This window comes from Streptomyces sp. LaPpAH-108, from assembly GCF_000373625.1.
Classification (GTDB): domain Bacteria; phylum Actinomycetota; class Actinomycetes; order Streptomycetales; family Streptomycetaceae; genus Streptomyces.
Genome location: NZ_KB891987.1, coordinates 957,810 through 978,990 on the forward strand (window position 1 = coordinate 957,810; position 21,181 = coordinate 978,990).

Below are 21,181 nucleotides of genomic sequence, written 5' to 3' on the forward strand. Positions count from 1 at the left end.
TACATTGCACATGGTTGTGCAATTGCACGCCTCTGTGCAAGTCCATCCTGCGCGGGTTGTCCCGTCGCGCACGTTGTCGAGGAAGGCCATCCCTGTCATGCGACTCGTCATGAACGAACCGGTCGAGAGGACGGGGCGTCCGTACCCCCGGCGCTGGTGGGCACTGCTCGTGCTGTGCCTCAGCCTGCTGATCATCGTGATGGCGAACACCGCCCTCACGGTCGCCGCCCCCGACATGACCCGTGACCTGGGCCTTTCCAGCGCCGACCTGCAGTGGGTCATCGACGGCTACACCGTGCCGTACGCCGCGCTGATGCTGCTGCTCGGTGCGATCGGCGACAAGTACAGCCGTCGCGGGGCGCTGATCCTCGGGCTCACCGTGTTCGGCGGGGGAGCGGTCTTCGGGTACTTCGCCGACAGCTCCGCCACCGTCATCGCGGCGCGTGCCGTGATGGGCTTCGGGGCCGCGCTGATCATGCCGGCCACCCTGTCGCTGCTCGCGGCGACCTTCCCGCGCGCCGAGCGGTCCAAGGCCATCACCCTGTGGACCGCGACGGCGGGCCTCGCCATCGCCGCCGGACCGGTCGTCGCGGGGGCGCTGCTGCGCGACCACGGCTGGTCCTCGACCTTCCTGATCAACGTGCCGATCGCGGCCGTCGCGATCGTGGCCGCCCTGGTCCTCGTACCGCCGTCCAAGGCGGGCCACCGCGAGCGCATCGACTACGTCGGCGGTCTGCTGTCCGTGCTCTGGGTCGGCGCGCTCGTCTACATGATCATCGAGGGGCCGCACTTCGGCTGGGGCGCCAAGGCCGTCACCGCCGCGGTCGTCGCCGGGCTCGGTCTGATCGCCTTCGTCGGCTGGGAGCTGCGGCACCCGCGCCCGGTCCTTGACGTACGCCGCTTCGCCGACCGCCGCTTCGCGGGCTCCAACCTCGCCGTCGCCCTGTTCTTCCTGTCCGTCTTCGGCGCCTTCTACTACCTGACCCAGCACCTCCAGTTCGTGCTCGGCTACGACGCCCTGGAGACCGGCGTCCGCATGCTGCCGCTGGCCGGTGCGGTCTTCGTCGGCTCGGCGCTCACCGGCTGGCTCACCCCGCGCGTCGGGATGCGCTGGACGGTCGGCGCGGGCATGGTCGGCGGCACGGTGGCGCTCGCGCTGCTGACCCGGGTGGACGCGGGCTGGACGTACGGCGACTTCGTGGCGCCCCTCGTCGTCCTGGGCCTCGCCATCGGCCTCGCGCTCTCGCCGTGCACCGACGCGATCATGGGCTCCTTCCCGGAGTCCGAGCTGGGCGTGGGCGGCGCGGTCAACGACACCTCGCTCGAACTGGGCGGCTCGCTCGGCATCGCGATCCTCGGCTCGCTCCTGGCCACCTCCTACGGCGACCACCTCACCTCCGCGACGAAGGGCGGCGGGCTCCCGGCGAGCGCGCTGGACACCGCGCGGGACTCGGTCGGCGCGGGCTACGCGGTCGCCCAGGGCATCGGCGACAAGGCACACGCCCTCGCCGCGAAGGCCGCCGCCGCGACCGACCCCCAGCAGGCGGCCCAGCTCAAGCAGCAGGCGACCCAACTGGCCTCCGGTGCGCACCGGATGGCCGAGGCGGTCGGCGCGTCGTTCTCCGACGCGGTGGCGCACACGAGCCTGATCGGGGCGGTGATCCTGGCGGTGGGCACGGTGGTGGTGACGGTGCTGCTGCCGGGGCGGGAGAGGGCGGAGGCGGCTGGGGTCGCCGGGTCCGGTGGGGTCACTGAGGCTGCCGAGGCTGTGGACGGCGCGCAGGAGGCCGTAGCGGCGGAGCCGAAGCCGAAGCCGAAGCCGTCGCCGGAACCGGCGGCCGGACCGGCACCGGAATCCGCACCGGAACCCGACGCGGAACCGGTCGAAACCGCGGCCAAGTGACCGCCCCCACCGACTGACGCACCACGATCCACTAACGTGCCGTGCCGGAACCGCGCATCCGCGGGACCGGCACGGCACGGCACGTTTACGGAGGCACGGGGGATGAAGATCGACTGGAACCGGCGTACCTGCGCCCGCAAGGGCCATGTGACCTACGCGCCGGACGACCCCAGACTCCGTATACGCCTGCACGCCCGCACGGAACTGGGCGACATCTGGCGCTGTCTGCGCTGCGGCGACTTCACCCCGGGCGAACCGCACGGCTCGGGCCCGGCGTCCGAGGCTCCGCTGGTCCCGCGCGGCAAGGTGCTGCGCGACCTGTTCGTCCTGCGCTTCCTCGCCGTGGAACGGGCGCTGCGCGGGGTGTTCATCGTGCTCGTGGCCGTCGCGGTCTGGAAGTTCAGCAACAGCCAGGACGCGGTGCGCCGCCTCTTCGACGAGTACCTGGACGTCTTCCGCCCGGTCTTCCGCCACTTCCATCACGACCTGGACCACTCCCCGGTCGTCGGCTCCATCCAGAAGGCGTTCGGCTACCGCCACTCCACGCTCCTGGTGGTCGCGGGCGTCCTCCTCGCCTACGCCCTGATCGAACTGATCGAGGCGGTCGGCCTCTGGTACGCCAAGCGCTGGGCGGAATACCTCACCGTCGTCGCCACGGCGGCCTTCCTCCCCCTGGAGATCTACGAACTCACCGAACACATCAGCTGGGTCAAGATCGCCACCCTCACCCTCAACATCCTCGCCGTCCTCTACATCCTCCTGACCAAACGCCTCTTCGGCCTCCGGGGCGGCCGGAGGAAGTTCGACGAGGAACGCCGCAGCGCGTCGTTGCTGGAGGTCGAGGAGTCGGCCGGGGTGGGACACCAGGCGTAACCTCCGGGCAGTCCCGGACTACGGCTGATCGTGCGCGCGCCGGTACTCGTCCAGGCGCTCCTGGGACAACAACGTCCATGGATGGGACGCGCCCAGCACACAGGCCCGGGCCTCCGCCACCGCCTCCACCTGTTCGATCGCCTCGGCATACCGGCCGAGTTCCGCCAGGACGGCGCTCAGCAGCGACCTGGCGGCCAAGGTGATCGGGAACTCGGGCCCGTAGCGCTGTTCGTGTGCCGCAAGGGCTCTGCGGGCACAGGGAAGCGCCTCGGTGGTTCGCCCCGCGCGACGGAGGAGATCCGCCTGGTTGAGTTCGGCGATCAACGTGATCGGATGCTGCTCGCCGACTGTTTGGTGGCAATCCGCGACGAGGGCGTGCCCCGAGGCGACTTCTTCGTCCAGCTCTGGTCCTGGGGCTACTTCCAGGGTCGACGCTCGCGCGATGAGTGTTGACGGGTGGACGAAGCCCAGAATCTCGGTCCTGCCCGCGATGGCCCGCCGTGTGAGCTGCATCGCCTCTGGTACGCGCCCGAGTTGCCACAGTGGCCGCGACAGGTTCAGGCAGCTCTCCAGGGTGTTCAAGTCCGCGGGACCGAAGGCACGTTCGCACGCTTCAAGTACGTGCCGGTGCAGGACCTCGGCCTCCTCGAATCGACCGAGCCGGTACACAGCCCGACCGGCGCGTTGGCGCAGCCTGATGACCAGGGGGTGGTCCTCGGACAGACGCCGCTCGGCGAGTCCGGCAGCCCTGTCGGCGAGGGCCAGCGCCGAGGAGTAGTCGCCGTCACGGTGAAGCGCGACCACGAGCCGCACCGAGCACTCGGTGGCTTCCTCCACGACCGATCGGTCGACCGGCCAGTCCACGACCCTGCGCAGCAGCGCCAGGACATGAGGGGCGAGCATGTTCCTGAGCGGGTCGTGCGTCGCGCGTTCCGGGTTCTCCGGCAGTACGGCCTTGAGCTGTCGGGCGGCCGTTGCGGCGAGCTGTTCGTACTGGTCGGAGGGGGTGGTCCGGGCCACGCTGTCGAGCAGTACACCGTGGGTACGCAGACAGCGCACCCGATCTGGCACCAGCTCGGTGAGGGACTGGTCGAGCAGTCCGCGAAGAGCCGACTCGACACGGAACGCCGGGAGGGCCGAGCCGACTGTGGCGCCGGAGAGCAGCGAGAGGGGCAGTGGGTCGCCCGCCCAGCAGGTGAGCAGTCGCAGCAGGCTCCCGGCTTCGGGCAGGTTCTGGGCGGCAAGGGCGTCGAGGGAGAGCTGCCAGGTGCGGCTGAGCAGGTGGCGGGAGTCGCTGCCGCCCAGGGCGCCTTGGTCGATCAGCTCGATGGGGTCGAGGCCGTCCCCGCCGTCGAGCCGTCGGCCGTAGTCGGCCATGGTCCAGGGGTCGATCACCTGGTGGGCCAGGAAACCGCCGGCGAGCGTGAGGGCGAGCGGCAGCCGGCCGAGACGGTCGGCGATCTCCGCCGCGTCCTCGACCGTTCCGGCGTCCGGTGCGAGATCGCGCAGCACCAGGGCGGCCTCGTCCCGGGGGAGTACGCCGAACTGGAGGAGTTCGGCACGGGGCCACCAGTGGGCCGCCGCTTGCCTGCTGGTGACGATGACGATCCCGGCCGGGCTGGTGCGCAGCCAGCCGCCGTCACGGAGGATCGCCGGGTCGTCGGCGTTGTCGAGGACGAGCAGCCAGGGCTGATCGGAATGGTCGAGGCGCTGCCAGACGAGGTCGGCGGCGGGACGTAATCCGCTGCGCGCGCCCATCAGTTCGCCGTCGGTGGCGCCCCGGTCGGCGGCGACCGCGAGCATCCCGGCGCGCAGGGAGGCGGGGTCGGAGGCGTTGACCCACAGGCCGATCCGGCCGGTGTGGTGGGTGGCATGCTCGAAGAGCGTGTAGGCGACGGCGGTCTTCCCGCAGCCGCCGAGGCCGTGCAGGACGTAGACACGGTTGCCGATGCCGGGTTCGACGGCCGCGCGCAGGCGGTCCATCTCCGCGGCTCGGTCACGGAGCACCACCGGGGCACGGCCGACCGCCGGGCGGCGAACCGAGTCCGGGCCGCTCCAGTCGGGCCCGTGGTGGTGGTGTTCGATGATGTGCTGGTCACCGGACGCCTGGTAGACGCGGCCCCGGCCGTCGGCCCGGGCGTCGTTGTGGCCGGTCACCGCTCGTCGATGTGCTGGTCTCGGCCCGCCTGGTAGACCCGGGCGTGCCCGGAGGCGGTGACGTGCTGCGTCACCGACGGGGCCGCGGGTGCCGACGGGGCGAGTTCCGCGAGGAGGGTCCGCAGCTCGTCGGCTGCCTCGGGATGTGCCACGAGCAGCCGTCGGATACGGCCCTGCCACTCCGTGCCCAGCTCGGCCCGCGTGCCCGCGTCGCCGTCGGCCCGCGCGGCGATCAGGTCGTCGCGGGTCACGTCGAGTTCCGTGGTGACGGCATCGGCCCGATCGGGTTGGCTGCGCCGCCACCATGAGGCGATACCGTCCCTGGCGCGCTGCCACCCCTCGGTCGTCAAAGAGGACACCAGCGTCGTTCCTGCGGTCGCCGCCAGCGCGGCCAGCTCCGGATCCATGAATCCGCCCCCCTCGTAACGGCCTCGACGTGCGTGGTCAGACTATCCAGTCGGCTCGGAAAGGCACCCCGGTTCGTCGTCATCCCGGCGCCCGGCCCCGCGTCACGTTCCGTCCCGGTGACACCGGCCGGTTGCCTTGCCCCCCACGTCACCCCCTACCGTCCCTGACATGCGAATCGGCGAGCTGGCCGCGCGGGCCGGGACGACGGCACGGGCTCTGCGGTATTACGAGGCGCGGGGGTTGTTGCCCGCGCGGCGGGATGCGCGGGGGTGCCGGGTGTACGACGAGGGGGATCTGCGGGTGTTGCGGCAGATCCGGACGCTCAGGGACTTCGGGTTCGAGCTGGAGGAGACGCGGCCGTTCGTGGAGTGTCTGCGGGCGGGGCATCCGGAGGGTGACGCGTGTCCGGCCTCGCTCGTGGTCTACCGGCGCAAGCTGGGCGAGCTGGACGAGTTGATCGGGCAGCTCGCGGCGGTGCGGGAGTCGGTCGCGGGGCAGTTGCGGCGGGCCGAGGAGGCGCGCGCGGAGCTGGCCGCCGAGTCGCTGGTTCCGGGGGGTCCGGAGCCTTCGTGCGAACTGGGAGGGCCGCGATGAGCGTGGCGAGCGGACTGGCAGAGGTGACGGACGCGGATTTCGCGGCGGAGGTGATCGGCTCCGAGCTGCCGGTCCTGGTGGAGTTCACGGCGGACTGGTGCGGGCCGTGCCGTCAGCTGGCGCCGGTGCTGAAGGACATCGCCTTCAGCGAGGGTGACCGGCTCAAGGTCGTCCAGGTGGACGTGGACCGCAATCCGGCGACGGCCCTCGCGCACGGCGTGCTCTCCGCGCCGACGCTGGTCGTCTACCGCGCCGGGGTGCCGGTGAAGTCGATGGTGGGAGCACGTTCCAGGCGGCGGCTGCTGGAGGAGCTGGCCGACGTGCTGTGAGACAGCCCGAGGCCCCCGCAGCGGCCTCGCCGACATAAGGAAATCCCCCGAGCAATTGCGCTCGGGGGATTTCCTTATGTATATTCGTTGATTCGCGACTTCCGAAAAGGTGATCGCGGAGAAGTTCAGTGAGCACAGTATATGCGGGCGGGAGTGGAATTGTCAAACACGGAATTTCCGGACGATGAATTGCGCCACGAGCAGGAATTCATCGACGGACTGTACGAGCGCGTGGACGTGCTGCGCGGCGAGGCCGAGACCTCGGTCGAGGACGCCCTCGCCCAGGGCGACAAGCCCCAGCAGGCGCGGCTGGAGCGGGACATCCTGGTGGCCGAGCGCTCCGGGCTGCTCGCCGCGCTGAACGCCGTCGACGGCTCCCTCTGCTTCGGCCGGATCGACCTGTCCGACGGCACCACCCACCACATCGGCCGCATCGGACTGCGCGAGGAGAACACCGAGCGCACCCCGATCCTCATCGACTGGCGCGCGGATGTCGCCCGCCCCTTCTATCTCGCCACCGGGCACACCCCGATGGGCCTGCGCCGCCGACGGCACATCACCACCGAGGGCCGCGCGGTCACCTCCCTGCACGACGAGATCCTCGACCTCGGGGACCGGGAACGCACCGGCCACGAGGACCCCACCGGCGACGCCGTGCTGCTGGCCGCGCTGAACTCGGCGCGCACCGGACGCATGGGCGACATCGTGCGCACCATCCAGGCCGAGCAGGACGAGATCATCCGGGCCCCGCACCGGGGCGTCCTCGTGGTCGAGGGCGGCCCCGGCACCGGCAAGACCGCGGTGGCTCTGCACCGCGCCGCCTACCTCCTCTACGAGCACCGCGAACTGCTGGCCCGCCGCGCCGTGCTCATCGTCGGCCCCAACCCGGCCTTCCTCGGCTACATCGGCGAGGTGCTGCCCTCGCTCGGCGAGACCGGCGTGCTCCTCGCCACCGTCGGCGAGCTGTTCCCCGGGGTGAAGGCCACCGCCGCTGACACCCCCGAGGCCGCCGCCGTGAAGGGCCGCGCCGAGATGGCCGACGTGATCGCCGCCGTCGTACGCGACCGGCAGGCGCTGCCCGACCCGGTGATCGCCATCGAGCACGACCGCGAGATCCTGATGCTCGACCAGGGCCTCGTAAGCGTCGCCCGCGAGCGCACCCGCGCGACCGGGCTGCCGCACAACGTGGCCCGCGAGCACTTCGAGGGGCACATCCTCAACGCGCTCACCGAGCTGTACGCCGAGCGCGTGGGCACCGACCCCTACGACGGCACCAGCCTGCTCGACCCCTCCGACATCACCCAGATCCGCGACGAACTCGCGGAGAACCCCGAAGTCTGGGCGGCCATCGACCAGTTGTGGCCCCGGGTCACCCCGCGCCGGCTGATCGCGGACTTCCTCGCGGAGCCCGACGACCACCTGTCGGCGGCGGACGCCGACGCGATCCGCCGCCCGCAGACGCGCGAATGGACCGTCGGGGACGTGCCGCTGCTGGACGAGGCCGCCGAACTCCTCGGCGAGGACGACCGGATGGCCCGTGCCCGCGCGGAACGCGAGCGCGCGACCCAGATCGCCTTCGCGCAGGGCGTCCTCGACGTGTCGTACGCCTCGCGCACCTACGAGTTCGACGACAAGGAGGAGGTGGACGCCGACGCGTCCGAGGTGCTGTCCGCGCACGACATCATCGACGCCGAGCGCTTCGCGGAGCGCCACGAGGAGGCCGATCACCGCAGCGCCGCCGAGCGCGCCGCCGCCGACCGCACCTGGGCGTTCGGGCACATCATCGTGGACGAGGCGCAGGAACTCTCCCCGATGGCCTGGCGGTTGCTGATGCGGCGCAGCCCGACCCGCTCCATGACCCTGGTCGGCGACCCCGCCCAGACCGCCGAGGCGGCGGGCGTCGGCTCCTGGTCGGACATCCTCGCGCCCTACGTGGAGGACCGCTGGGAACACACCCGCCTCGGGGTCAACTACCGCACCCCGTCCGAGATCATGGACCTCGCCGCGGGCGTGGTCCGCGCCACCGACCCGGACTTCGAGCCGCCCGCCTCCGTCCGCTCGACGGGCGTACGGCCCTGGGTGCGGGACGCGGGCGACGACCTCCCCGGTGCGGTCGCGTCGGCTGTCACCGAACTCACCCCGGACGAGGGCAGGTTGGCCGTCATCGCCCCCCGCGCCCTCCACCAGGCCCTCGCCGCCCGCCTCGACGGCGTCACCGCCGGAGCCGACCCCGACCTGACCCGGCGCGTCGTCCTCCTGGACCCCCGCCAGGCCAAGGGCCTCGAATTCGACTCGGTCCTGGTGGTGGAACCCGGCGCCTACGGCACGAGCGACCTGTACGTCGCCCTGACCCGCGCGACCCAGCACCTGGGCGTCCTGCACAGCGAGAAGCTGCCCGCGGGGCTGGCTCCGGCCGCCGTGTGACGGCACCGGTCCGGGAGCGCTCGGCTCCCGGACCGGCCACAGGCCGGGCCCGCGCAGGTCACGCCGGACGCAGCCACACCGTCGCCAGCGGGGGCAGTGTCAGTCGTACGCTCGCCGGGTAGCCGTGCCACGGCTGGGGTTCCGGTTTGATCACGTCCGGGTGGGTGACGTCACTGCCGCCGTAACGGGCGCTGTCGGTGTTCAGGGTCTCGTGCCAGGCGGGGACGTCGTCGGGGACGCCGAGGCGGTAGTCGTGGCGGACCACCGGGGCGAGGTGGGAGACGGCGAGCAGGGGGGTGCCGTCGGCGTCGCGGCGCAGGAAGGCGAGGACGTTGTCGTCGGCCGCGTCGCCCATGACCCAGGCGAAGCCCGAGGGGTCGGTGTCCCGCTGCCACAGGGCCGGGGTGGCACGGTACTGGGTGTTGAGGTCGCGCACCAGGTCCCGTACGCCCCGGTGATCGGCGGCGGCGCCGTACGACGGGTCGAGCAGCCACCAGTCCGGGCCGTGCGCCTCGGACCACTCCGCGCCCTGGGCGAACTCCTGGCCCATGAAGAGGAGTTGCTTGCCCGGGTGGGCCCACATGAAGGCCAGGTAGGCACGCAGACCGGCCCGCTGCTGCCACCAGTCGCCCGGCATCTTCGAGACCAACGACCGCTTGCCGTGGACCACTTCGTCGTGGGAGATCGGCAGGACGTAGTTCTCGCTGTACGCGTACACCATCGAGAACGTCATCTCGTGGTGGTGGTACTTGCGGTGCACGGGGTCGTGGCTCATGTACTCAAGCGAGTCGTGCATCCAGCCCATGTTCCACTTCAGCCCGAAGCCCAGGCCGCCGAAGCCGCTCGGGCCCCGGTGATCGGTGGGCCGGGTCACGCCGTCCCAGGCGGTGGACTCCTCGGCGATGGTCACCACGCCTGGACACCGGCGGTACACCGTGGCGTTCATCTCCTGGAGGAAGGCCACCGCGTCCAGATTCTCCCGGCCGCCCCGCTCGTTGGGCGTCCACTGGCCGGGCTCGCGCGAGTAGTCCAGGTAGAGCATCGAGGCGACCGCGTCCACGCGCAGCCCGTCGATGTGGAACTCCTCGCACCAGTACACGGCGTTCGCCACAAGGAAGTTGCGCACCTCGCGGCGCCCGAAGTCGAACTCGAGGGTGCCCCAGTCGGGATGGGCCGCCCGCAGCGGATCGTGGTGCTCGTACAGCGGGCGCCCGTCGAACTCCGCCAGCGCCCACGCGTCGCGCGGGAAGTGCGCGGGCACCCAGTCCATCAGCACCCCGATGCCCGCCTGATGCAGCCGGTCCACCAGGTACTTGAAGTCGTCCGGGGTGCCGAGCCGCGCCGTCGGGGCGTAGAAGCCGGTGACCTGATAGCCCCAGGAACCGCCGAAGGGATGCTCCGCGACCGGCATCAACTCCACGTGGGTGAAGCCGAGATCCTGCACGTACGCGGTGAGCTGGTCGGCCAGTTGCCGATAGGTCAACCCCGGCCGCCAGGACGGCAGATGGACCTCGTACACCGAGAACGGCGCCTCGTGCACCGCCTGTTCACCCCGACGCGCCATCCACTCCGCGTCGCCCCACTCGTGGTGCGAGACCTCCACCACCGAGGAGGTCGCGGGCGGGACCTCGGTGCGCCGGGCCATCGGATCGGCGCGCAGAGTGTGCGAACCGTCCGGGCGGGTGATCTCGAACTTGTACAGCTCGCCCTCTCCGACCCCGGGCACGAACAGCTCCCACACCCCGCTGGAGCCCAGCGAGCGCATCGGATACCCGGTCGCGTCCCAGTAGTCGAAGCCGCCCGCGACCCGCACGCCCCGCGCGTTCGGCGCCCACACCGAGAAACGGGTGCCGGTCACGCCCTGGTGGGTCATGACCCGCGCCCCGAGCGCCTTCCACAGCTCCTCGTGGCGGCCCTCCCCGATCAGATGCAGGTCCAGGTCACCGAGGGTGGGCCAGAAGCGGTAGGGGTCCTCGGTCTCGTGCACGGTGCCGTCGTAGGTGACCAGCAGCCGGTAGACCGGCACATCGGTCAGCGGCAGCAGACCGGAGAAGAAGCCGTCGCCGTCGTCGTGCAGCGCGGCCCGCACCTCGCCGATGACCACGGTGACCGCCTGCGCGTACGGCCGGAAGACACGGAAGGCGACCCCGCCGGGCACGGCGTGCGCGCCGAGGACCGCGTGCGGATCGTGATGGGTGCCGAGCAGCAGCCGCGCGCGGTCGTCCGCGCCGAGGGCGGCCGAGACAGCGGGCGGGAGAGGCGGGAGAGGCGGGGGAGCGGGTTCGGCGCGCGGGGCGGGCACCCGCGCGGTGTCCTGCGGCGCGCGGGCCTGGGGGATCGCCGGACCCTGGGCGGCCTCCGTGACCTCCGGGGTCTCCGGGCCTTGAACGGCCTCCGTGGTCTCCGGGGTCTTCAGAGCCTTCGGCTTCGCGGACTTGGCCGGCTTGGCGGTCTTCGCCGCCCCGCCGGTCCGGTTCTTGGCGGACTTGTTCTTCGACGTGGCTCGCTTCTTGGGCGTCACGGACGGTTCTCCCGGGCGGGTCGGGTGAGGGGGAGGTCGGTCGGGGTCAAGCCAGGTCCGGTGCGGCCAGGCGGCGGACGGCCGAGAGCGGGACCGGCAGCCACTCGGGGCGGTGCCGGGCCTCGTAGACGACCTCGTAGACCGCCTTGTCGGTCTCGTAGGCGCGCAGCAGTACCGGATCGGTGCGCGGGTCGCGGCCCGCGATCTCGGCGTAGCCGGAGCAGTAGGCGGACCGGCAGGTGTGCGCCCAGTCGGGCGCGGGCGGACGGGCCGAGTGGGCGGCGTAGTCGAAGGAGCGCAGCATCCCGGCGACATCGCGCACCACGGGCTGCGGCAGCCGCCGTTCGGCCAGCGGCCGGGACGGCTCGCCCTCGAAGTCGATCAGCGACCACGCCCCGGACGGCGAGCGCAGGCACTGGCCCAGATGCAGATCGCCGTGCACCCGCTGCGCGGTCCAGGTACGGCCCTCGGCGGCCAGCTCGGCCAGCGCCGCGTACGCCGAGCGCAGCCCCGGCTCGTACGGCCGCAGCGCGGGCACCGCCCGTACGGCCGCCGTCAGCCGCTCGGCCATGCCGTCCACCAGCTGCCGCAGCTGGGCCTGGCCGAGCGTGACCGTGGGCAACGCGCGCGCGAGCGCGGTGTGCACCTCGGCGGTGGCCCGGCCCAGCGCCCGTGCCTCGGCGGCGAAGTCCTCGCCCTTGGCCAGCTCGCGCAGGGCCAGCTCCCAGCCGTCGGCCGCACCGCTGACGTAGGGCTGGAGGACGGCGAGGACGTACGGCTCGGTGTCCAGTTCGGTGTGCAGCCAGGCCACGGGCGCGGGCACCCGGGCGCAGCCCTCGCGGGCCAGGGCGAGGGGTAATTCCAGGTCGGGGTTGACCCCGGGGGTGACCCGGCGCAGCAGCTTCAGGATGAACGTATCGCCGTACACCACCGAGGAGTTGGACTGCTCGGAGGTCAGCAGCCGGGCGACCAGGCCGTCCCGGATCTCCTGCCCCTCCGCCCGCTCGAAGGCGAGGGCGCCGACGCGGGCCCGGGTGCGCAGGGCCTCCAGGAGCACTTCGGCGGGCCGGGGGTCGTGCAGCGCCTCGTACACCGTGCGTCCGGCGAGCGGGCCCGCGTCCACATGGCCGATCAGCGCGGGCGCCAGCCGGGGCGGCAGCGCCTCGCGCACGCCTATCAGGACCTGATAGCAGTCCTCGGGCTGCGGCGGGGCGCCGGGCGGGGCGGACTGATGGACGCGCAGCAGCAGGTGGTAAAGGCCCAACCGGCCCTCGGGGGGCAGCAGTTCGGTCGCGGCGACGAGCGTGAACCCGGTGACCGGGCGCCCCTTCCCGGCGAACCAGCGCTGCCTCGGCAGCCATTCGCGCAGCAGGGGGTCGAGCGAGGCGAGGAGCGGAGCGGTGGTGCCGGTGGGGGTGGTGGTGCCGGACGGGGTGGTGCCGGAGGGGGTGACCGTTTCCGCCATGGGCGTCACGTCCTTTCCCCGGATCGTCGGGGTGTTACTCAACCGTGCCCCGGGTGGGGCGACGGAAACCGCCCGCCGCCCCACTCCGGCCGGGCTACGCGGCGTCCTCGCGCAGCCGGAACCAGTAGAAGCCGTGACCCGCCAGCGTGAGCAGATACGGCAGTTCGCCCACGGCCGGGAAGCGCACCCCGCCGAACAGCTCGACGGGATGCCGCCCGATGAACCGGCGCAGATCCAGCTCCGTGGGCTGCGCGAACCGCGAGAAGTTGTGCACGCAGACCACGATGTCGTCCTCGTACTCCCGCAGGAACGCGAGCACCGCCGGGTTGGAGGACGGCAGTTCGGTGTAGGTGCCGAGTCCGAACGCCGGGTTCTGCTTGCGGATCTCGATCATCCGGCGGGTCCAGTGCAGCAGGCTCGACGGCGAGGACATGGACGCCTCGACGTTGGCGACCTGGTAGCCGTACACCGGGTCCATGATCGTGGGCAGATAGAGCCGGCCCGGATCGCAGGAGGAGAAGCCCGCGTTGCGGTCCGGGGTCCACTGCATCGGCGTGCGCACCGCGTCGCGGTCGCCGAGCCAGATGTTGTCGCCCATGCCGATCTCGTCGCCGTAGTAGAGGATCGGCGAGCCGGGCAGGGACAGCAACAGGGCGGTGAACAACTCGATTTGATTCCGGTCGTTGTCGAGGAGGGGCGCCAGCCGCCTGCGAATACCGATGTTGGCGCGCATACGCGGGTCCTTCGCGTATTCGGCCCACATGTAGTCGCGTTCCTCGTCGGTGACCATCTCCAGGGTCAGCTCGTCGTGGTTGCGCAGGAAGATGCCCCACTGGCAACTCGACGGGATCGAGGGCGTCTTGGCAAGGATCTCCGAGACCGGATAGCGGGACTCACGTCGCACCGCCATGAAGATGCGCGGCATGACCGGGAAGTGGAACGCCATGTGGCACTCGTCGCCGCCGACTTGATAGTCGCCGAAGTAGTCGACCACGTCCTCGGGCCACTGATTGGCCTCCGCCAGCAGGACCTTGTCGGGGTACTGGGCGTCGATCTCCTTGCGCACGCGCTTCAGGAAGTCGTGCGTGGCGGGCAGGTTCTCGCAGTTGGTGCCCTCCTGCTGGTACAGATACGGCACCGCGTCAAGCCGGAACCCGTCGATGCCGAGGTCCAGCCAGAACTTCAGGGCGGAGATCATCTCCTCCTGGACGGCCGGGTTCTCGTAGTTGAGGTCCGGCTGGTGCGAGAAGAAGCGGTGCCAGTAGTACTGCTTGCGTACCGGGTCGTACGTCCAGTTCGACGCCTCGGTGTCGACGAAGATGATCCGCGCGTCCTGGTACTGCTTGTCGTCGTCCGCCCAGACGTAGTAGTCGCCGTAGGGGCCTTCGGGGTTCTTGCGGGACTCCTGGAACCACGGGTGCTGCTCACTGGTGTGGTTCATGACGAAGTCGATGATGACGCGCATGCCCCGCTGGTGGGCGGCGTCCACGAAGTCCACGAAGTCCGCGAGGTCGCCGAACTCGGGGAGTACGGCGGTGTAGTCCGAGACGTCGTAACCGCCGTCACGCAGCGGGGACTTGAAGAACGGCGGCAGCCACAGGCAGTCGACGCCCAGCCATTGCAGGTAGTCGAGCTTGGCGGTGAGACCCTTGAGGTCCCCGATGCCGTCGCCGTTGCTGTCCTGGAAGGAACGGACCAGGACCTCGTAGAAGACGGCGCGCTTGAACCACTCCGGGTCGCGGTCCCGGGCGGGAGTGTCCTCGAACGTGTCCGGGACGGGCTCGTTGACGATCATATGGTGGGTGACCCTCCGATCTGCGGGTTGGACGGTCGCAGAACCGAGAACACATGCGCGGGTCGACGACCCGGTTCGAGTCGCACATAGTTGGCCCTGCCCCAGTGATAGGACTCGCCGGTGAGCAGGTCGCGCACCGGCACCGACTCGTGCCAGTCCAGGCCGAGTTGCGGCATGTCCAACGAGACCGTGGCCTCCTGGGTGTGGTGCGGGTCGAGGTTGGCGACCACCAGAACCGTGTTCGAACCGCTGCGTTTCGAATAGGCGATCACCGATTCCTTGTCCGTCTCGTGGAAGTGGAGGCCGCGCAACCGGTGCAGTGCCGGGTTCTGCCTGCGGATCTCGTTGAGGCGGGTGACGAGGGGGGCGATGGTCCGTCCCTCCAGGGCGGCGGCCTCCCAGTCACGGGGCTTGAGCTGGTACTTCTCCGAGTCGAGATATTCCTCGCCGCCCTCCCGCAGCGGGGTGTTCTCGCAGAGTTCGTAGCCGCTGTAGATGCCCCAGGAGGGGGAGAGGGTGGCGGCGAGGACGGCGCGGACCTCGAACGCCGGGCGCCCGCCGTGCTGGAGGTAGGCGTGCAGGATGTCCGGGGTGTTGGGGAAGAAGTTGGGCCGCATGTACGCGGCTGCCTCCCCCGAGAGTTCGGTCAGGTACTCCGTCAACTCCCGTTTGTCGTTCCGCCAGGTGAAGTAGGTGTACGACTGCTGGAAGCCGATCTGCGCGAGGGTGCGCATCATCGCGGGGCGGGTGAACGCCTCGGCCAGGAACAGGACGTCGGGGTCGGCGCGGTTGATCTCGCCGATGACGCGCTCCCAGAAGACGACCGGCTTGGTGTGCGGGTTGTCCACGCGGAAGATGCGTACGCCGTGGTCCATCCAGTGCCGCAGGACGCGGACGGTCTCGGTGACCAGGCCGTCCATGTCGGCGTCGAAGGCGATGGGGTAGATGTCCTGGTACTTCTTCGGGGGGTTCTCGGCGTAGGCGATGGTGCCGTCGGGGCGGTGGTGGAACCACTGGGGGTGCTTCTCGACCCACGGGTGGTCGGGGGAGCACTGGAGGGCGAAGTCGAGCGCGATTTCCAGGCCCAACTCGCGTGCCCGGCCTACAAAGTGGTCGAAGTCCTCGATCGTCCCCAGCCGGGGGTGGATGCTGTCGTGGCCGCCCTCGGGGGATCCGATGGCCCAGGGGACGCCCACGTCATCGGGGGTCGCGGTGAGGGTGTTGTTGCGGCCCTTGCGGTGGGTGGTGCCGATGGGGTGGATCGGGGGGAGGTAGACCACGTCGAAGCCCATCTCGGCGATGGCTTCCAGTCGGTGTTCGGCGGTGCGGAAGGTGCCGTGGGGTTGCTCTTCCGTGCCCTCCGAGCGGGGGAAGAACTCGTACCAGGAGCCGTACAGGGCGCGTTCGCGCTCCACCAGCAGCGGCATCGGATCGGACGCGGTCACCAACTCCCGTAGCGGGTACCGCTCCAGGACCTCTACGACCTCCGGCGCCAGTGCCGCCGCCAGCCGCCACGACGCGGGCCGGTCCTCGGCGCGCAGCGCGGACGCCGCCTCCAGCACGGGCTTCCGGCTCTCCTCCGGCACCCCGGCCGCGGCCCGCTCGTACAGCCGGGCCCCTTCGTCCAGCACGAGACCGGTGTCGATCCCGGCCGGAATCTTGATCCCGGCCGTGTGCCGCCACGTGGCGAGCGGGTCCGACCACGCCTCCACGGTGTACGTCCACTGCCCGACCGCATCCGCGCTGACGTCGGCGCCCCAGCGGTCGGTACCGGGGGCGAGCTCCCGCATCGGCGCCCAGTTGCCCCTGCGACCGTCCGGCCCGCGCAGCACGACATTGGCGTTCACCGCGTCATGCCCCTCCCGGAACACGGTCGCACTGACCTGAAACACCTCCCCGACCACAGCCTTGGCGGCCCTACGCCCGTACTGGACGACGGGGCGCACGTCCAGGACGGGGATGCGGCCGACGGCGGTGGGGGGTGCGGTGGTCCGGGGTGCGGCGGGTGAGGCGATGGCTTCGGCGTGCGGGGAGGGGGCTTGGGCGGTCCGGGTCGGGGTCTGTGCTGATGCGGCTTCGGGACGCGGTGACGAAGGCTGCGCCGCGACCGCTTCGGCGGGCGGGGCCGAGAGGCGCGCGGCGACGGGTTCGGCGTGTGGTGCCGGAGGCCGGGCGTCCGCCGTCCCGGCAGGTGGGGACGAGGACGGCGCGGCGACAGCCTCGGCGGGCGAGGGCGACGGCCGTGCGGCGACGGAATCGGCAGGCGGGGACGAGGGGCGCGCATGCACGGAGGCGTCGGCGCGTGTCGCCCCCACCGGTCCGCACTGCGCCCGTGTGGCCTCAGCGTGAGCGGTCTCCGGCCCCGGCCGCCCGGGTTCGCTCCGCGTCGTCTCCGGCTGTCCGGGCTTGGCTTGCGTCGCGTTGGCCGGTGTGGCTTCCGTCGTCGGCCGCTCGGGCAGCGCGGGTGGCGTCGTTCCTGTCTGTGCGGCTTCCGGCCTCAGCTGTTCGGGCTCGGTTCGCGTTGTGTCCGTCCGCGCGGGCTGTCCAGGCTTGGCTTGCGTCGTCGGCCGCTCGGGCAGCGTGCGTGGTGTCCTCGCCGTCTGTGTGGCCTCCGGCTCCAGCTGTCCGGGCTTGGCTCGCGTTGCCTCCGCCTGCGCAGGCCGGGCGCGTGACGTCCCCGCTGGGGCGGCTTCCCTCTCCGGCCGTCCGGTATCGGCTCGCTCCGCCCCCGGGCGTCCGGTTCGGGTCCGCTCCACCCCTGGCCCTCCTGCTTCGGCCTGCTCTGGTCCCGGTCGTCCGGCCTCAACTTGCTCTGATCCCGGCCGTCCGGGCTTGACGCGCTCTGACCCTGGCCGTCCGGCTCCGGCCCGCTCCGGTCCCGGCCCTCCGGCTTCAACTCGCTCCGGTCCTGGCCGTCCGGGCTTGGTGCGCTCCGACCTCGGCCCTCCGGCTTCGGCCTGCTCCGGTCCGGGGCGTCCGGCCTCAACTTGCTTGGACCCAGGCCGTCCGGGCTTGACGCGCTCCGGCCCTGGCCGTCCGGCTCCGGCCCGCTCCGGTCCCGGCCCTCCGGCATCAGCTCGCTCTGGCCCTAGCCGTCCTGCTTCGGCCTGCTCCGGTCCCGGTCGTCCGGCTTCAACTCGCTTCGACCCCAGCCCTCCGGACTCAGCTTGCTTCGACCCCGGCCCTCCGGACTCAGATCGCTCCGGCCCCGGCCCTCCGGGCTTGGCTCGCTTCTGGCCCGGGTGGTCGGTCTCGCCTCGTTCGGGCTCCGTGTGCTTCGGCTTCGGGTGGGCCTGGTCGGGGGGGCTCGGGTGGTTTCTGGCTGGGGGGTTGGGCGTCGGCGTGTGGTGCTTGGCGGGCATGACCGCTCCTGTCCGCGTCAATGTGGCTATGGGCGGATGGACATGGGGAGGTGGGTCCTGCGGTGGTGCTGTGGTGCGCCTGTGGGGTCGTACCGGAGGAGCCTTCCCACCCGGTTCGGGTGGGCAATCCGGCACTTTGTTAACTACTCGCGCGTATGTCTACGTACAAGACCGGCCCCTTTCCCCCATTCCCGCCGGGCGTGCCTTGACTCCCCAAGAGCTGGTCATCAACTGGCCCTGGCCGTAACAGGGTTGACTCCTGCCCGAGGCGCACCGGGAGACACGGCCACCGGACGGCGCCGCCCGCGCATTCGGCCGGAAGACGCCGGTGCCCCCGGGTAAAGGCAGGTCCCCGTTTGCGCCACGTTCCGACCGCTTCACCCGGATGCGTCCCCACCGACCCCCGGGTAACCACTACCGTCGAGAATGACGACGGGACGCACAGCGCTGTGCGTCCCTCCTAGCGACGCGTCCGAGGTGGAAAGTGAAGGCCATCCGTCGGTTCACCGTCCGTCCCGTACTCCCCGAACCCCTGCGCCCGCTGAGCGATCTCGCGCGGAATCTGCGCTGGTCCTGGCATGTGGAAACGCGCGATCTGTTCCAGGCGGTCGACCCCGAGCACTGGGCGGCGGCCGGAGGCGACCCGGTGCGGCTGCTGGGGCGGGTGAGCCCCGTGCGGCTCGCCGAGCTGGCCGAGGACCGGCGGTTCCTGCGCCGTCTCGCGGCGGTGGCCGGGGACCTCGGGGACTATGTGAGCGGCGACCGCTGGTATCAGCATCAGGGCGACGGGCTGCCCGCCGCCGTCGCGTACTTCTCGCCCGAGTTCGGCATCACCGCCGCGCTGCCCCAGTACTCCGGCGGCCTCGGCATCCTCGCCGGTGACCACCTCAAGGCGGCCAGCGACCTCGGCGTCCCGCTGATCGGGGTCGGGCTGCTCTACCGGCACGGCTACTTCCGCCAGACCCTCTCCCGCGACGGCTGGCAGCAGGAGCACTACCCGGTGCTCGACCCCAACGAACTGCCCGTCACCCTGCTCAAGGAGGCCGACGGCACCCCCGCGGGCGTCCGGCTCGCGCTGCCCGGCGGACGCGCCCTGCACGCCCGGATCTGGGTGGCCCAGGTCGGCAGGGTGCCACTGCTGATGCTCGACTCCGACGTGGAGGAGAACGACCTCGGCGAACGCGGCGTCACCGACCGGCTCTACGGCGGCGGCAGCGAACACCGGCTGCTCCAGGAGATGCTGCTCGGCATAGGGGGTGTGCGGGCGGTGCGGACGTACTGCCGGCTGACCGGCCACCCCGGCCCCGAGGTGTTCCACACCAACGAGGGCCACGCCGGATTCCTCGGCCTGGAGCGGATCGCGGAGCTGTGCGAGCGCGGGCTCGACTTCGACGCGGCGCTGGAGACCGTGCGCTCCGGCACCGTGTTCACCACGCACACCCCCGTCCCGGCCGGGATCGACCGCTTCACCCAGGAGCTGGTCGCGCGGTTCTTCGGGGCGGACGGCGAGCTGCCCGGTCTCGACGTACGGCGGATTCTCGCGCTCGGCACCGAGACGTACCCCGGCGGCGAGCCGAACCTGTTCAACATGGCCGTGATGGGGCTGCGCCTGGCCCAGCGCGCCAACGGGGTCTCCCTGCTGCACGGTCAGGTCAGCCGGGAGATGTTCGCCGGGCTGTGGCCCGGGTTCGACACCGAGGAGGTGCCGATCACCTCGGTCACCAACGGCGTGCACGGGCCGACCTGGGTGGCCCCCGAGGTGCTGCGGCTCGGCGTACGCCAGCTCGGCGCGCAGCGGGCCGAGGACGCGCTGGCCACCGGCGGCTCCGAGCGCTGGGACGCGGTCGCCGACATCTCCGCGCAGGAGATCTGGGACCTGCGCCGCACCCTGCGCGAACAGCTCGTCTTCGAGGTGCGCGACCGGCTGCGCGCCTCCTGGCGGCAGCGCGGCGCGGCCGGGGCCGAACTGGGCTGGATCGACGGGGTGCTCGACCCCGACGTGCTCACCATCGGCTTCGCCCGGCGCGTGCCGTCGTACAAACGGCTCACCCTGATGCTGCGGGACAAGGCGCGGCTGACCGAGCTGCTGCTGCACCCGGAGCGGCCGGTCCAGATCGTCGTCGCGGGCAAGGCGCATCCGGCGGACGACGGCGGCAAGCGGCTGGTGCAGGAGCTGGTGCGGTTCGCGGACGATCCTCGGGTACGGCACCGGATCGTGTTCCTGCCGGACTACGGCATGGGGATGGCGCAGAAGCTCTACCCGGGCTGCGACGTCTGGCTGAACAACCCGCTGCGCCCGCTGGAGGCGTGCGGCACCTCCGGGATGAAGGCCGCGCTCAACGGCTGTCTCAACCTCTCGGTGCTGGACGGCTGGTGGGACGAGTGGTTCCAGCCCGACTTCGGCTGGGCCATCCCGACGGCGGACGGCGCGGCCACCGACCCCGACCGGCGCGACGACATCGAGGCGGCGGCCCTCTACGAGCTGCTGGAGCAGCGGGTCACCCCGCGCTTCTACGAGCAGGGCCGGGGCGGGCTGCCCGACCGCTGGATCGAGATGGTCCGCCAGACCCTCACCCTGCTCGGCCCGAAGGTGCTGGCCGGGCGCATGGTCCGGGAGTACGTGGAACGGCTCTACGCCCCCGCCGCCCAGGCCCACCGCGCCCTGGACCCGGACACCGCGCGGGACCTGGCCGCCTGGAAGGCCCGGGTGCGCGCCGCCTGGCCCGGGGTCAGCGTGGACCACGTGGAGACGACCGCCCCGGCGGCCACCGCCGAACTGGGCACGAGCGTCGGACTGCGGGTCCGGGTCGGCCTCGGCGATCTCACCCCGGACGACGTGGAGGTGCAGGCGGTCTCCGGGCGGGTGGACTCCGGTGACCGCATCACGGACGCGAGCGCGGTCCCGCTGAAGCCGGTGGGCAACCCCGACCTGGAGGGCCGCTGGCTCTACGAGGGCCCGCTCTTCCTCGACCGCACCGGCCCCTTCGGCTACACGGTCCGTATCCTCCCGGCCCACCGCCTTCTCGCCTCGGCGGCGGAGACGGGGCTGGTGACGGTTCCTCCGGAGGACGTGGTGGAGACGACGGGAGTGGTGCTGCGGTAACGAGGTGGGCAGGGAGGGCAGCCGCCGCTAGAGTGTAAAGAACACGTCAAGCAGGCGGCTGCCGTGCGCTGTTCGACCGGCGGCCCCGGGGGAGGGCGAGCGACCCATGGCTGGCGGCCAAGCCGCTGGGGATCTCCCTCCCCCTCCGTGAGGTTCTGTTGCCCGCGCTGCTGGTCACCGTGGGCGCGGAACTCGGTGGGCGGCGCCGGGAACGCAGGGCCGCCCGCGAGAGCCGTGCCGCCCGCCT

General features: G+C 71.6%; 12 protein-coding genes. 6 read left to right on the plus strand and 6 right to left on the minus strand.

The window, feature by feature from the left end; all coding sequences use genetic code 11:
- Positions 1-97: 97 nt before the first annotated feature.
- Positions 98-1,903, plus strand: a complete 1,806-nt coding sequence (locus B079_RS0104430; protein WP_018544572.1) for an MFS transporter — start codon at positions 98-100, stop codon at positions 1,901-1,903.
- A 102-nt stretch (positions 1,904-2,005) separates the two neighbouring features.
- Positions 2,006-2,776, plus strand: a complete 771-nt coding sequence (locus B079_RS0104435; RefSeq protein WP_018544573.1) for a DUF2127 domain-containing protein — start codon at positions 2,006-2,008, stop codon at positions 2,774-2,776.
- 18 nt (positions 2,777-2,794) lie between these two features.
- On the opposite strand, the gene B079_RS0104440 is transcribed toward B079_RS0104435, so the two are convergent.
- Both B079_RS0104440 and B079_RS0104445 read right to left on the minus strand, forming a co-directional pair.
- Positions 2,795-4,933 carry a tetratricopeptide repeat protein gene (locus tag B079_RS0104440; protein ID WP_018544574.1) on the minus strand — a complete coding sequence of 713 codons (2,139 nt, stop codon included), beginning with the start codon at positions 4,931-4,933 and terminating at the stop codon, positions 2,795-2,797.
- Complete coding sequence (locus B079_RS0104445; RefSeq protein ID WP_026248344.1) at positions 4,930-5,340, minus strand: hypothetical protein; 411 nt, start codon at positions 5,338-5,340, stop codon at positions 4,930-4,932. Before B079_RS0104445 ends, B079_RS0104440 begins: the two co-directional genes overlap by 4 nt.
- Before the next feature lie 169 nt (positions 5,341-5,509).
- On the opposite strand from B079_RS0104445, the gene B079_RS0104450 reads away from it, so the two are divergent.
- The 3 genes from B079_RS0104450 (at position 5,510) to B079_RS0104460 (ending at position 8,688) form a co-directional block, all read left to right on the plus strand.
- Positions 5,510-5,935, plus strand: a complete 426-nt coding sequence (locus tag B079_RS0104450) for a MerR family transcriptional regulator (protein ID WP_018544576.1) — start codon at positions 5,510-5,512, stop codon at positions 5,933-5,935.
- Positions 5,932-6,264, plus strand: coding sequence for a thioredoxin family protein (locus B079_RS0104455; protein ID WP_018544577.1), 333 nt, complete (start codon positions 5,932-5,934; stop codon positions 6,262-6,264). The genes B079_RS0104450 and B079_RS0104455 overlap by 4 nt, the downstream gene beginning before the upstream one ends.
- A gap of 141 nt (positions 6,265-6,405) precedes the next feature.
- Entirely contained in the window at positions 6,406-8,688 is a 2,283-nt protein-coding gene (locus tag B079_RS0104460; protein ID WP_086022315.1) for a HelD family protein, read from the plus strand.
- Positions 8,689-8,746: 58 nt separating this feature from the next.
- Here the strand turns inward: B079_RS0104460 and glgB are convergent, their stop codons facing one another.
- The 4 genes from glgB to B079_RS0104480 form a co-directional block, all read right to left on the minus strand.
- The gene (gene glgB, locus B079_RS0104465; RefSeq protein WP_018544579.1) at positions 8,747-11,209 is read right to left on the minus strand and encodes a 1,4-alpha-glucan branching enzyme; all 2,463 of its coding nucleotides are present in this window, start codon (positions 11,207-11,209) and stop codon (positions 8,747-8,749) included.
- 46 nt (positions 11,210-11,255) lie between these two features.
- A complete protein-coding gene (locus B079_RS0104470) occupies positions 11,256-12,674 on the minus strand; it encodes a maltokinase N-terminal cap-like domain-containing protein (RefSeq protein WP_018544580.1) in 1,419 nt (472 codons plus the stop codon).
- Positions 12,675-12,768: 94 nt separating this feature from the next.
- Positions 12,769-14,469: a maltose alpha-D-glucosyltransferase gene (treS, locus tag B079_RS0104475; protein WP_018544581.1), complete on the minus strand. Its 1,701-nt coding sequence runs from the start codon at positions 14,467-14,469 to the stop codon at positions 12,769-12,771.
- Positions 14,466-16,484: an alpha-1,4-glucan--maltose-1-phosphate maltosyltransferase gene (locus B079_RS0104480; protein ID WP_078495856.1), complete on the minus strand. Its 2,019-nt coding sequence runs from the start codon at positions 16,482-16,484 to the stop codon at positions 14,466-14,468. The genes treS and B079_RS0104480 overlap by 4 nt, the downstream gene beginning before the upstream one ends.
- A gap of 1,831 nt (positions 16,485-18,315) precedes the next feature.
- On the opposite strand from B079_RS0104480, the gene B079_RS0104485 reads away from it, so the two are divergent.
- Positions 18,316-20,934, plus strand: a complete 2,619-nt coding sequence (locus B079_RS0104485) for a glycosyltransferase family 1 protein (protein ID WP_018544583.1) — start codon at positions 18,316-18,318, stop codon at positions 20,932-20,934.
- Positions 20,935-21,181: the final 247 nt, after the last annotated feature.

Bases quoted from the DNA above. Each gene is read 5' to 3' on its own strand.
- B079_RS0104430 (WP_018544572.1), top strand. From the start codon at position 98: ATGCGACTCGTCATGAACGAACCGGTCGAGAGGACGGGGCGTCCGTAC.
- B079_RS0104435 (WP_018544573.1), top strand. From the start codon at position 2,006: ATGAAGATCGACTGGAACCGGCGTACCTGCGCCCGCAAGGGCCATGTG.
- B079_RS0104445 (WP_026248344.1), bottom strand. From the start codon at position 5,340: ATGGATCCGGAGCTGGCCGCGCTGGCGGCGACCGCAGGAACGACGCTG.
- B079_RS0104450 (WP_018544576.1), top strand. From the start codon at position 5,510: ATGCGAATCGGCGAGCTGGCCGCGCGGGCCGGGACGACGGCACGGGCT.
- B079_RS0104455 (WP_018544577.1), top strand. From the start codon at position 5,932: ATGAGCGTGGCGAGCGGACTGGCAGAGGTGACGGACGCGGATTTCGCG.
- B079_RS0104460 (WP_086022315.1), top strand. From the start codon at position 6,406: ATGCGGGCGGGAGTGGAATTGTCAAACACGGAATTTCCGGACGATGAA.
- B079_RS0104470 (WP_018544580.1), bottom strand. From the start codon at position 12,674: ATGGCGGAAACGGTCACCCCCTCCGGCACCACCCCGTCCGGCACCACC.
- treS (WP_018544581.1), bottom strand. From the start codon at position 14,469: ATGATCGTCAACGAGCCCGTCCCGGACACGTTCGAGGACACTCCCGCC.